General features: G+C 66.2%; 11 protein-coding genes. All 11 read left to right on the top strand.

The annotated features are described in order from the left end of the window. Positions 1-23: 23 nt before the first annotated feature. The 11 genes from AB4Z48_RS18060 to AB4Z48_RS18010 are packed head-to-tail and all read left to right on the top strand — an operon-like array spanning position 24 to position 12,484. The gene (locus AB4Z48_RS18060) at positions 24-1,250 is read left to right on the top strand and encodes a phage tail tube protein (RefSeq protein ID WP_441616330.1); all 1,227 of its coding nucleotides are present in this window, start codon (positions 24-26) and stop codon (positions 1,248-1,250) included. A gap of 54 nt (positions 1,251-1,304) precedes the next feature. Continuing rightward, positions 1,305-1,754 (top strand): hypothetical protein, encoded by a 450-nt coding sequence (locus tag AB4Z48_RS18055; RefSeq protein WP_441616328.1) that lies wholly within the window; start codon positions 1,305-1,307, stop codon positions 1,752-1,754. Positions 1,755-1,804: 50 nt separating this feature from the next. Beyond that, entirely contained in the window at positions 1,805-2,101 is a 297-nt protein-coding gene (locus AB4Z48_RS18050) for a phage tail assembly chaperone (RefSeq protein WP_441616326.1), read from the top strand. A 4-nt stretch (positions 2,102-2,105) separates the two neighbouring features. Then, the gene (locus AB4Z48_RS18045; protein WP_441616324.1) at positions 2,106-4,979 is read left to right on the top strand and encodes a phage tail tape measure protein; all 2,874 of its coding nucleotides are present in this window, start codon (positions 2,106-2,108) and stop codon (positions 4,977-4,979) included. A gap of 3 nt (positions 4,980-4,982) precedes the next feature. Next, the gene (locus tag AB4Z48_RS18040) at positions 4,983-5,639 is read left to right on the top strand and encodes a hypothetical protein (protein WP_441616322.1); all 657 of its coding nucleotides are present in this window, start codon (positions 4,983-4,985) and stop codon (positions 5,637-5,639) included. Then, on the top strand, positions 5,636-6,187 hold the full coding sequence (locus tag AB4Z48_RS18035; protein ID WP_441616320.1) for a hypothetical protein: 552 nt from the start codon (positions 5,636-5,638) through the stop codon (positions 6,185-6,187). Before AB4Z48_RS18040 ends, AB4Z48_RS18035 begins: the two co-directional genes overlap by 4 nt. Next, a complete protein-coding gene (locus AB4Z48_RS18030) occupies positions 6,187-6,588 on the top strand; it encodes a DUF6950 family protein (RefSeq protein ID WP_441616318.1) in 402 nt (133 codons plus the stop codon). Before AB4Z48_RS18035 ends, AB4Z48_RS18030 begins: the two co-directional genes overlap by 1 nt. A 9-nt stretch (positions 6,589-6,597) precedes the next feature. Next, complete coding sequence (locus AB4Z48_RS18025) at positions 6,598-9,771, top strand: phage tail protein (protein ID WP_441616317.1); 3,174 nt, start codon at positions 6,598-6,600, stop codon at positions 9,769-9,771. Between the two features lie 15 nt (positions 9,772-9,786). Next, positions 9,787-10,521, top strand: coding sequence for a phage tail protein (locus tag AB4Z48_RS18020; protein ID WP_441616315.1), 735 nt, complete (start codon positions 9,787-9,789; stop codon positions 10,519-10,521). Between the two features lie 7 nt (positions 10,522-10,528). Beyond that, entirely contained in the window at positions 10,529-11,128 is a 600-nt protein-coding gene (locus AB4Z48_RS18015; RefSeq protein ID WP_441616313.1) for a phage tail assembly chaperone, read from the top strand. A gap of 12 nt (positions 11,129-11,140) precedes the next feature. Continuing rightward, the gene (locus tag AB4Z48_RS18010; RefSeq protein WP_441616311.1) at positions 11,141-12,484 is read left to right on the top strand and encodes a phage head spike fiber domain-containing protein; all 1,344 of its coding nucleotides are present in this window, start codon (positions 11,141-11,143) and stop codon (positions 12,482-12,484) included.

The raw sequence follows: 12,484 nt of genomic DNA, 5'->3' as shown, positions 1-12,484 counted from the left end.
CATTTCTTTTTTGGAGCAAGAAAATGCCCAACGCAAAGGGGTTGTTCAAGCAGCTGCGCTACAAGGTGCAGTCCGGGCAGGGCGTGGCGGCTGGCACGAGCGGGGGGCAGATCCTGCGCCGCGTCACCTCGGACCTGTCGCTCACCAAGGACACCTACCAGTCCAACGAGATCCGGTCCGACCAGCAGATCTCCGACTTCCGGCACGGCGTGCGCCGCGTGGGCGGCACGGTCAACGGCGAGATCTCGCCCGGCACCTACGCCGACATGCTCGCAGCCATCCTGCGCCGCGATTTCGCCGCTGTGACGGCCATCGCCGGCGCCAGCATCACCATTGCGCTGGGCTCGGTGTTGGGCAACGTGCAGACCTACACGGTCACGCGCGCGGCCGGCTCCTACCTGACCGATGGGATCAAGGCTGGCGACGTCGTGCGCCTGACCGCTGGCGGCTTCAACGCGGCCAACATCAACAAGAACCTGCTGGTGCTGTCGCTGACCGCGCTGGCGCTGACTGTGATGCCGCTGAACGGCGTGGCGCTCGTCGCCGAGGGCCCGATTGCCAGCGCCACGGTCACCGTGCCGGGCAAGAAGACTTTCGTGCCGACCAGTGGGCATCTGGACAAGTACCTGACGTTCGAACACTGGTTCGCGGACATCGCGCAGTCCGAGCGCTTCGTCGACTGCAAGCTGGCGCAGCTCGACATCAACCTGCCGGCGACCGGCATGGCCACGGTGGCAGCGCAGGTGCAGGGCCTCGACATGGTCGCGGGCACCTCGGCCTACTTCACGGCGCCCGCGGTGGAAACAACGGCCGGCACGGTCGCGGCGGTGAACGGCGTGCTGCTCGCCTCGGGTGCGCCGGTGGGCCTCGTCACCGGCCTGAGTGCGTCCATCAATGCGAACCTGACCGGCGACCCGGTGGTCGGCCAGAACACGCTGCCGGACCTGTTCCCGGGGCGTGTGGTGGTGACTGGCCAGTTCACGGCCTACTTCCAGGATGGCGTGCTGCGTGACGCCTTCGTGAATGAAACCGAGATGGCCATCGGTGCGGTGTTGACCACCAGCGGCGCGGCCGCCGCCGACTTCATCGGGCTGAACATGGCGCGCGTGAAGCTGGGCAGCGCAGGCAAGGACGACGGCGAGAAGGCGCTGATCCAGACCTTCAGCTACCAGGCACTGCTGGCCATCAACGGCGGCGCCGGCACGTCCAGCGAGAAGACCACCATCTCGGTGCAGGACTCGCTCGCGTAAGACGAGCGGTCGGGACAGAGCTCCCACCCATGGGCAGTTCGCGGGCCGGCAATTGTGCTGGCCCGCATCTTTTTGGAGCAATGGAACATGGAACAGAACACGACCGCGCCGTCGCGCTCGATCGCATCCCTCAACCTGGTCAAGGCGAGCGAAACAGGCTTCGAGTTCGAGCTGAAGAGTTCCGGCGGCGAAGGCCTGGGGGTCTTCATTACCGTGCGCGGTGACCACTCCGACACGGTGAAGGCGGCCAACCGCAAGCAGATCAACGAGCGGCGCGAGCGCGCTTTCGTGGCGGCCAAGAAGGGCGAGGCCCTCGGGCCCGATCCGGTGGAGGACGACGAGGCCCGCGCGATCGAGGGCGCCGTGCTGCGCACGATCAGCTGGCGCGGCCTGGACGAGCCGTGCACGCCCGAGAACGCGCGTCTGCTGCACACCGTCAACCCGGAGGCGCGCGCGCAGGTCTACGCCGCCGCGGCAGAGTCGGGAAATTTTTTGAAGGCCTGACGACCGAGATCGTTGAATACGCGAAGCATCAGGCGGCGCTGGACGAGCGCTTGCCTGATGGGTCGACCGTCAGGCAGAACCTCGAATCGGTGGCGCGCCAGATCGGTCGCCGCCCCGAGGGGCTGGACGGCCCCGTGCTCCCCCCGGCTGGATTCCAGGTCTGGGAATGGTTCATGGAGCTGAACAACACGCGCCAGGCCGGCATGGGGCTGCCCCCCATCACCTACCCCGACATGCAGGCGTTCTTCAGCATGATCGGCGAGCACCCGGCGCGCTGGCAGATCACGGCGATCCGCCGCCTCGACGCTGTGGTGCTGGCCGCCGCAGCAAAACGCACCAAGGCATAGAAAAATGGACATCGCATCCCTCGGCATCGCCATGGATACCGCCGGGCTGAAGCGCGGGGAAGATGCGCTCAACCGGGCGACCCAGACGGCGGGGCGCACGGCCGATGCCATGGACAAGGTCGGCACCAGCGGCAGCAAGGCGTCGGACGGCATCGGCGGCACCGGTGCGGCAGCCGACGGCGCGCGCGTGTCGCTGGACCGATACGACCAGTCCGCGCGCCAGGCCGGCCGCTCGATGGACGACCTGCAGGAGAAGAACCGCTCGTTCACGGACTCGCTGAAGGACTTCGCCATCGGCGCCACGGCGCTCAACGCCGTCGGCCAGGCGGTGCGCGGGCTGATCGACGGCCTGGCCGAGATCCCGAAAGGCGTGTTCGATTCCGTCCGCGCCATGGCGGAGCTGCAGGCGCAGGTCGACAAGATCACCGTGGGCCTGAAGTTCTCGAACGGCGGCGACGCGGCGACCGGCGCGCGCGATCTGTCATTCCTGCGGGACGAGGCCAACCGGCTCGGCCTGGACCTGAACGTCGCGGCCAATTCCTTCGTGAAGCTCTCCGCCGCTGCGCGCGAGACGACGCTCGAAGGGAAGGGCGCGCGGGACATCTTCCTCGCCATTAGCGAGGCGTCGGCGGTCATGCACCTGTCGGCCACTGAGTCGGAGGGCGCGCTGCTGGCCATCAGCCAGATGATCAGCAAGGGCACGGTGCAGTCCGAAGAGTTGCGCGGCCAGCTCGGCGAGCGCTTGCCTGGCGCGTTCCAGACCGCGGCGCGCGCGGTGGGCGTCACGACGGCCGAGCTGAGCAAGATGCTCGAGCAGGGGCAGGTGATCTCGTCCGACTTCCTGCCCAAGTTTGCCGCCCAGCTGCGCAAGGAGCTGGCCGGCTCGGTGGAGGAAGCGGCGAACAGCACGCAGGCCTCCCTCGGGCGCATCGACAGCGCATGGACGGACCTGAAGCGCACGGTGGCCGACTCCGGGCTCGGCCAGGCCGCCGCTGCCCAGCTGAACATCCTCACGGACGCCATGAACGACGTGACGTCGTCGATCCGGCGCGCGAAGACGGAAGGCGCAGGCTTCTGGGGGCAGCTCGGCGCCGGCACAGGCGCTGTAGGCCGCTTCCTGAACCCGGTCAACGCGTTCGGCTATGACGCGCAGTCGCTGAAGGGGTTGCAGCAGCAGCGCGACCAGCTGATGGCCGACCTGAAGGATCCCAGCCTGGACGTGTTCCAGCGCGGGCAGAAGGGCTACAACCTCCAGCAGCTGCAGAAGCGCCTGGCCGAAGCGCAGGCGGTCGCTGAACAGCAGCGAGTGACGAACACGCCGAATCTGTCCGACGTGATGGGCCTGGGCGTCGACCAGCGCAAGCAGGATGAGGCGGAGGCGCGTACGCGCAAGTTCCTGACCGACGGGAAGAACCTCACGAAGGCCGAGAACCGCGACAAGGACCTGAAGGAAGTCGACGACGGCTTTAAGACGGCCACCGCCGGCATCGAGAAGGGCAGCGACCTGTACGACAAAGCCGTCGCAGCGGCGGCCGCGCGCAAGCAGGAGATCTGGGACAAGTACAACAAGGCGGGCAAGTCCGCCAGTTCCAGCGCGCAGCAGAATGTCCTGGGCGGCGAGATCGCGCAGCTCGAAGGCAGGGCCCGGCAGCGCGAGGCCATCCTGAAGGGGGAGCTGACCGACCTGGAGACGCTGCGCAACCAGGGCCTGCTGTCAGAGCGCGAGTACATCGAGAAGAGCTTCGACGCCAAGCAGCGCGCGCTGATCGACGAGAAGGTGATCGCCGAGAAGCAGGCCGACGTCGCCGGCGGCCGGAAGCAACTCGCCGAGCGCGAGCGCTATGCCGCCAAGGTCGAAGAGATCGAGGAGAAGCTCGCCAACAGCGAGAAAGAGCGCGCGAAGGCGCTCAGCGAGGTCTACAAGAAGCTGGAGGACTCCCGCAAAGAGGTGATGCTCAATGTGGCGGCCTACGCCGCGTCACGCGACCGGGAGGCAAGCCGGGATCTCGGCAGCCTCGGGCTGGGCGATAACGCGCGCGAGCTGAACCAGATCCTGGCGCGCACGGAAGAAGAGTTCCGTCGCCAGCGCGAGACCCTGACAAAGCGCGCGTCCAAGTCCGGCCTGCTGGATACGCAGGAGTACAAGGATTCTCTCTCCGAGCTGGATTCGGCCATGCAGGCGCAGCTGGAGCGCGAGCGCGGCTACTTCCAGCAGCGCCTGGACATGCAGTCGGATTGGACCATCGGCGCGTCGCGCGCGTGGGAAAACTACCGCGATTCGGCTGCCAACGTGGCCGGCCAGGTGGAAAGCCTGTTCTCGCGTGCGTTCTCGTCGATGGAAGACGCACTGGTCAGCTTCGCAATGACCGGGAAGCTCAACTTCAGCGATTTCGCCAAGTCGGTGATCTCGGACCTGATCCGGATCCAGACGCGCGCGGCGCTGTCGGGGCTGTTCCAGATGGGTCTGAGCGCGCTGGGCAATTCGGTGCTTGGCGCCTATGGCGATGCGACGGGCACGTCGGTCGGCGGCGTCTACGGGCCGGAAACGCAGGCCGGGCTGGACAACCTGGTCGCAAGCGCGAGCACGCGCGCGGGTGGCGGCGGCATGCAAGAGGGGCTGCCGTACCTGGTGGGCGAGCAAGGCCCGGAGATCGTCGTACCTACATCTTCCGGAAATGTCGTTCCGAATCAGTTGCTTGCAAAGCAGGCTGCGCCAGCCGCCGCGCCGTTGTCGATCGAGTTTCACAACACCTACAACATCGACAGCCGGACGGACCGCGCGGACGTGATCGCCGCGATCCAGCAGAGCCAGCAGCAGACGAAGGCCCAGATTCTGGACAGCATCAATCGCGGCGGGCAGTTCGCGCCCAAACGGTAACCCATGGCAATCCTGACCTTTCCAGACGACATCCTGCCGTCCAGTGCCATGTTCGGCCTGCAGTCCAACACCGAGAGCTTCACGTCGCCGCTGAACCGGGCGACGCAGACCGTGGAGCGGCCGGGCGCGCTGTGGAAGGCGCGCCTGACCTTCACCACGATGAACCTGCAACAGCAGCGACGCCTGAAGGGGCTGCTGGCCGCGCTCAATGGCATGGCGGGCCGGATCTACCTCTGGCCCCACGGTTCGCCGGTGGCGGACATCGCCGCGACGCCGCCGGCCGCGACGATGATCCTGGACTTCATCAACCAGTCCTACCAGATCAACGGCAACCCGGTGGTGAACGGCGCGCTCTCCGACTTCCGGCTACTGCCGACGAAGTACTGGCCGGCCGCCACCATCGTGCTGCGCGCGGGCGAGTTCCTCGAAGTGGGCGGTGAGCTGAAGATGGTGACGGCGGACGTCACGAGCGACGCGGCCGGGCTGGCGTCGGTTCCGGTGGCGCCGCCATTCCGCAAGGCGCCGGCCAACCTGGCGGTAGTGACTCTCGACAAGCCGAAGGCACTGATGCGGCTCGCCAGCGACGTGTGGGAATTCGTGAGCACGCCGGCCTGGCGGCATGAATCCTTCTCCGTGGACTTCATCGAGGTTCCCTCATGACGCGCGCGCTCGACATCGCGACCGCGGCCGCGGTCACGGCGGGGCATGTTCCGCACCTGTTCTTCGCGCAGATGGATTTCACGCAGCCGCTGCGCGTTTGCAGCGCCGGCTACAACGTCGACTGGAACGGGTACACGTGGCTCGGTGCTGGCATGCTGGGACGCATCGAGCCGATTCAGGAGCAAGCCACTTTAGAGGCGACGGGCGTGCGGATGACTATCTCGGGTGTCCCGACCGAGGTAATTGCTATCTCGCTCGCGGAACAGTACCAAGGTAAGCCCTGTCAGGTCTGGTTCGCGCCATTGGGCGAGGACTTGCAGATTGCCTATCAGCCCATGCGGATCTTTAGCGGCCGTATGGACACCATGTCAACCGAGGTGGGCGACACCGCGACGATCACGGTGACGGCGGAGTCAAGGATGGTGTCCTGGGACAAGGCGCGGGTGCGGCGGTACAACAACGAGGACCAGCAGAGCCGGTATCCCGGCGACCGGGGACTCGAGTACACGCCGCAGATGGTTGAGAAGCAGCTCATGTGGGGACGTTGATGGTGCGATTGGAAGACTGGCCGCGGCGCCTCGCTGCATTCATTGAAGCCCGCCAAGCGCGGGCTTTTTCATGGGGCGACAGTGACTGCTGCCTGTTCGTGTGCGACGCGATCGAGGCAATGACCGGCGCCGACCCCGGCGCGCGGTGGCGCGGCCTCTATGCGAGTGAGAAGGGGGCGCGTCGCGTGCTGCGAGACAACAGCGGTGTGACTGGTATCGCAACCATGGTGCTGGGAGCGCCGCAGCCGCCTGCGCTGGCGGGGCGCGGCGACGTGGTGCGGATCGATACACCCTACGGGGAAGCCCTCGCCGTGTGCCTCGGAGGCTTGATCGCGGCACAAGGTCTGAACGGCATCGAGTTTCTTGCGGCGTCCGAGGCGAAAGCCGCGTGGAAGGTATAGGGAGAGCACATGCCACCGGCAATCATTCCTGCTATCGCAGCGGCAGTCGGCGTGGCCGCGGGGACGGTCGCCTACTACGCAATCACCGCGGTTGTGTACTTGGCCTTCTCGCTTGCCATGGGCGCCCTGATGGGGGCCATCTTCAAGCCGCGCTCCAACAACGGCTTTGCGGCGGAGGCACAGGGACGCACGCAGATCGTTCGATCCAACGTGCAGCCTCGCAACATGGTGTACGGCCGCGCGATGACGTCGGGCCCGCTGGTGTTCGCCGGCAGCACCGACGGCGATGGTAAGACGAACCAGTTCATGCACCTGGTGATTGCGCTGGCCGACCATGAGTGCGAGGACATCGAAGAGGTGTACCTCGGCGAGGACCCGGTGGGCGACCTCAGCGCCGGCTACCCGACCGGCGGGAAGTTCCTGAAGACGTGGGGGGTATCCAGGACGTTCAGCGTGCCGATCGCTCCCAACTCGACCACTGCGACGTTCTCGGTGGGAGAGGCGATTCGCAGCATCACGTCCATCGCCGGGGTGATCCCGCCGATCGAGGGCGATACATTCGGCCCGACGCACCAGCCAGTGAGCGACTACACATGGTCGCCGGGCAGCGATACGGTCACTGCGCGCGGTATCGCTGCGGGTTGCACGAGCATCGAGATCACCTACGAGGCGCAGCGGTCGAAGCCGTTGGTGCGGATCAAGAAGCATCTTGGCTCGATCAATCAAGCAGCAGACGGCGATCTGATCGGCGAGATGCCAGACTACTGGACGCCGGCTCACCGGCTATGCGGGGTGTGCTACCTGTATATCCGGCTGGAGTACGACGCCGACATTTTTCCGAACGGCCTGCCCAATATCAAGGCCGTGGTGAGGGGGAAACGCGTCTACGACCCGCGCAATGGCATCACTGTATGGTCGGACAACTGGGCGCTTTGCGTCTACGACTACCTCCGCGACGAGCGCGGATTCGGCTGTACCGACGACGACATCGACCTGAGCGCGGTCATCGCCGCGGCGAACGTGGCCGACGAGTCCGTGGCGCTGGCGCCGGGCCGATACGACCGGCGTTACCGGTGCAACGGCATCGTCATGTCGGACAAGTCACCGCGCGACAACCTCACGGAGATGACAACGGCCGGCGCTGGCGCGGTGGTGATCTCCGGCGGCGTGTTTCGTGTGTTCGCAGGAGCCTACGACATTCCGACCGTGACGCTGACCGAGTCAGATCTGCGCGGCCCAGTGAAGGTCCAGCCGCGCATGTCGCGCAAGGATCTATTCAACGTAGTGAAGGGCACCTTTGTCGACCCGGCGAAGTACTGGCAGCCTGGCGACTTCCCGCCAATAGGAAATACGCTCTACGCGCAGCAGGACGGGGAGGTGATCGAACGTGACATCGAGCTGCCATACACCACCGACACGGTGATGGCGCAGCGCCTCGCGAAGATCATCCTGGAGCGATCGCGGCAGGGCATCGTGGTCGACTTCCCGGCGAAGCTGACGGCGTTCCAACTCTCGGCCTACAGCACGGTGAAGCTGTCGCTGGCAAAGTTCGGCTGGAGCGAGAAGGTCTTTCGCGTCATGTCGTGGAAGATGAGCGACGACGGTGGAATCGACCTGGTGCTCAACGAGGAAGCTGCTGCGGTCTATGACTGGAACTACGGCAACGCAACCCTCGTCGACCCAGCCCCCGACACCAATCTCCCGAACCCGTTCAAGGTGGAGCTGGTGGGGCAGATCGGCATGGACTCGGGCGAGGATCAGCTGCTCCTGAGCCAGACCGGCACGGTGGTCTCCCGCATCCTCGTGACCTGGCCGCCGCCGGCGGAAAGCACGCTGCTGCAGCGCGGTTCGGTCGAGGTGCAGTACCGGCGACTGCAGGATGCCGAGTGGACCAGCCTACAGCCGATGTCGGCCGGGACGACCCGGACCTACCTGACGCCGGTGGAGGACGGCGGTTACTACTACGTGCGTGCGCGCTTTGTGTCGAGCCTCGGGGTGCGCAGCCCCGACTGGACCTATACCTACGGGCACAGGGTCATCGGCAAGTCGGCGCCGCCGCGCAACCTGACGGGCTTCTCGCTGTCGGTGCTCAACGGGTTCGCCAACCTGACGTGGGATGCGTCCCTGGACCTGGACGTGCGCAACGGCGGCCAGGCGCGAGTCCGGCACACGTCGGACACGCTACAGCCCACGTGGGGCAGCGCAGTGGATTTCGGCGGCTACATTTCCGGCGCGGCCAACAGCGCGCAGCTTCCGCTACTCGAAGGCGTCTACCTCGCGAAGTGGGTCGATTCCAGTGGCAATGAATCGCCGCTGGCCGCGCAGGTCGTCACCACGGCACCCTCGCTGGTCGATCTCAACGTTGTCGCTGCCATCGTGGAGCAGCCGGCATTTGCGGGCGCAAAGGCGGGCATCGTGCGGGACCCGGCACTGAACGGCATCAAGCTGATTGGGCGAGGCCTGATTGACGATCAGGGAATGATCGATGCGACGGGCCAATGGGACGACCAAGCGGCCATCGACGGGCTCGGGCCTATCGACTCGGTGGTGGGCTCGGGCGGCTGGGGGCTGATCGATTCGCTGGGCGGCCTGGTCAGCAGCGGCACCTACGACTTCGCCGGCTCGCTGGATCTGGGCATCGTGGAAAAGTCGCGGCTCACGGCGACGATCGATGCCGTCTCGTTCGACACCGGCGACCAGATCGACGCCCGAGTCGATTTGATCGATACCTGGCAGTCCGTCGACGGCGATCGCATCAACGACACCGCCGTGACGCTCTATGTGCGCACCACAAGCGATGACCCGGCCGGCACACCGGCCTGGAGCGATTGGCAGCGCTTCACGCTGGGGGACTACGAGGCCAGGGCGTTCCAGTGGCGGGTGGTGATGGAGTCGGGATCTGCCACGCACAACGTGGTGGTGACCGGGCTCAGTGTGACGGTGGACATGCCTGATCGGCGCGACGCCGGGCGCGATGTCATGTCGGCGGCCGGGCCGCAGAACATCACCTTCAGCAAGCCCTTCCGCGTGGTCCCGGTGCTGGGCATCACGGCTCAGAACATGGCGCAGGGCGATTACTTCACCGTGACGGGGAAGAGCGCGAGCGGCTTCACAGTCAACTTCTTCAGCAGCGCAGGCGCGGCAGTCTCCCGGCGGTTCGACTGGGATGCCGTCGGCTACTAACTTCGAGAGGGCCACATGTCTCAAAACGATCTGGTGATCGACAACCAGGCCGGGGCGTCGTTTCGCGCCGACCTGAATGGCGCGCTACAAGCGCAGGCGTCGCAACAGTCCGGCTCGTCGGCGCCCACAACGACCTATCCCTACCAGTTCTGGGCGGACACGGGCGCGGGCCTCATGCGCATGCGCAACGCCGGGAACACCGCTTGGGTGACCATCGGGCTGTTGGGCGTGCAGAACTTCGGGCACCTACTGCCCGGCTCGATCGTCTTCCATTCGAAGAGCGCGGCGCCCTCGGGCTTCCTGAAGGCGAACGGTGGTGCCGTGTCGCGCAACACCTTCGCGGACCTGTTCGCGGAGATCGGCACGACGTTCGGCGCCGGGGACGGCTCGACCACCTTCAACCTCCCCGAGCTGCGGGGCGAGTTCCTGCGCGGGTGGGACGATGGCCGCGGTGCCGACTCGGGCCGCACGTTCGGCAGCTGGCAGGACATGCAGCTGCGCGACCACAACCATCTGTTGCCGCTCGCGATGGACGGTAGTGGCGTCTACCCGCTGTATGCGAGCGGCGCAGGCGTGTCGCCTCTGTACGGCACCGCCGTGCTCAGCGCGACGTTCCGCACCGCAGCTGTCGGCACTACCGCTTCCGGCTCTGTTGGCTCGGCGCTCTCCGGCGGCGTGCAGGGGTTTGTGGGTGCCGGCAGCGAAATCCGGCCGCGCAACGTTGGCCTGCTGGCCTGCATCAAGTACTGAGGAACCCATGGAAATCTTCAACTATCACCCCGCCACGGGCGAGTTCCTGTGCAACGGCCTGGCCGACGAGAACCCTCTCGACAAAGACGATCCGATCGTGTCGGGCTGGGCTACGCCGACCCCGCCGCCGGCGCGCACCGAGCGCGCGGTACCGATCTACCGTGACGCCGCCGGCCACGCGCCGCAGAACTGGCCGGAAGGCAGTTGGACGCTGGCGCCCGACTATCGCGCCGTGCCGCTGTATCGCACGGCCGACGGCTCGCTGTTCCAGCTGGGCGCCGAGTATTCCGGCCTGGGCGATCTACCGCCGTTCCTGACCGACGGGCCGCCGCCGTCGCCCGCGCACAAGTGGGTGGACGAGGAATGGACTCTCGACGTTGCGCTCGAGACGGAGCAGCTGGCCGCCGCCGCGCGCGCCCAGCGCGATGCCCTGCTGGTCGAGGCGGATGGCCGGATCGCGCCGCTGATGGATGGCTTCGTGCTCGGCGAGCTGGAGCCGGCGGACGAGACGCTGCTGAAGGCGCTGAGCCAGTACCGCAAGGCCCTGCGCGCGCTGACGGCGCAGGCCGGCTTCCCGCGCGACACCGTCTGGCCGGTGAAGCCCTGACCCATGGCGAGGATGTCTCAGGCGCAGCGAGAGCGCGCGGCGGTGCAGATGATGCAGCGTCGCGCGGCACAGGGGCTCGCACAGTTGAACGCCGAGGGCTCGATGTCCCTCGACTTCGTGAATCAGCTCTACAAGATCTGGAACGGCACCATGCTCGGTAACGCACCCCTCTCTGATGTCGTCGCTTTCACTCGCGCGTCGGCCGGCTGGAGTTTCAGCGCCGGCGGCTTGCTGGTGCAGTCGGCCGCCAACGCCCCGCGCTTCGACTATGACCCGATCACGCTTGCCGCGCGCGGGCTGTTGATGGAAGAGCAGCGGACGAACGCGATTCGCAATAACACCATGGCCGGTGCCGTGGCTGGCTCGCCCGGAACGCTGCCGACCAACTGGAACACTGCTGGCCTGTTGGGCCTGACGCGAACGATCCTTGGCACGGTTGTCGAGGATGGTATGGCGTGCATCGACATCCGTTGGCAAGGGACCACAGGCGACACAATCGGCGCGTTCTATCCGGACAACGCGAACGCTGCGGCCATCAACGGCCAGTCCTGGGCAGTATCCGGCTTCATGCGGTTGATCGCGGGCTCTCTCAGTGGAATCGGCGTCAAGTACGGGCTCTATCAGCACAACTCGGGCGGATCGTTCCTAGGGACCGTCGACGGCCCGCTGTTCACCGTCCCTACAACGGGGACCGTTGGACAGGCCGGGCAGGGGACCGTGCGCGTGACGAATCGCTCGGACATTGGCTTCGTGCGTCATGGTACCGTGTTCACATATTCCAGCGGGCTCGCCGTTGATTTCACGCTGAGGATTGGCTTGCTCCTATTGGAGCAGGCCGCGTCCGTGGGGTCCCCGATAGCGACAGCTGGCGTCGCCACGACGCGCGCCGCCGACAGTGCGATCAGCACCGTTCTCTCGGCGGTCGGCATCAACCCTGCCAGTTGCACGGTCATTGCTGAATTCATCGTGCCTCCGCTAGTCAGCGGGAAATGGCCGGGGCTCTTCCAGTTCGACGCTGGAACTTCGGCAAATCGAGCTGGGCTATTCGTGAACAACACCAATGGTCGCCTGACTTTCCAGCCGCGTACGGCAGGCGTCGATGGTCCGGGCCTGAGCTATTTCCCGGTGCTCCCTGCAGCCGGCTCGTTTGCAAAGGTCGCAATGCGTCTGAGTGCTACCGATGTGGCGATGTCCGTCAACGGTGCGGCCACTTCGTCGATCGCCTACACGCCTGTGCCGGGCCTGTCCCGGTTGGTGCTCGGGAAGTTTGATGACGCGCTCGGCTCGTGTATGCGTCGACTCACCATCCTGCCAACGCCGGGGGCCGATGCTGCCCTGCCGTCCTTGTCCATCTGA

Source organism: Cupriavidus sp. 2TAF22, from assembly GCF_052115045.1.
Lineage (GTDB): Bacteria > Pseudomonadota > Gammaproteobacteria > Burkholderiales > Burkholderiaceae > Cupriavidus.
This window is presented reverse-complemented; position numbering and strand designations above follow the sequence as displayed.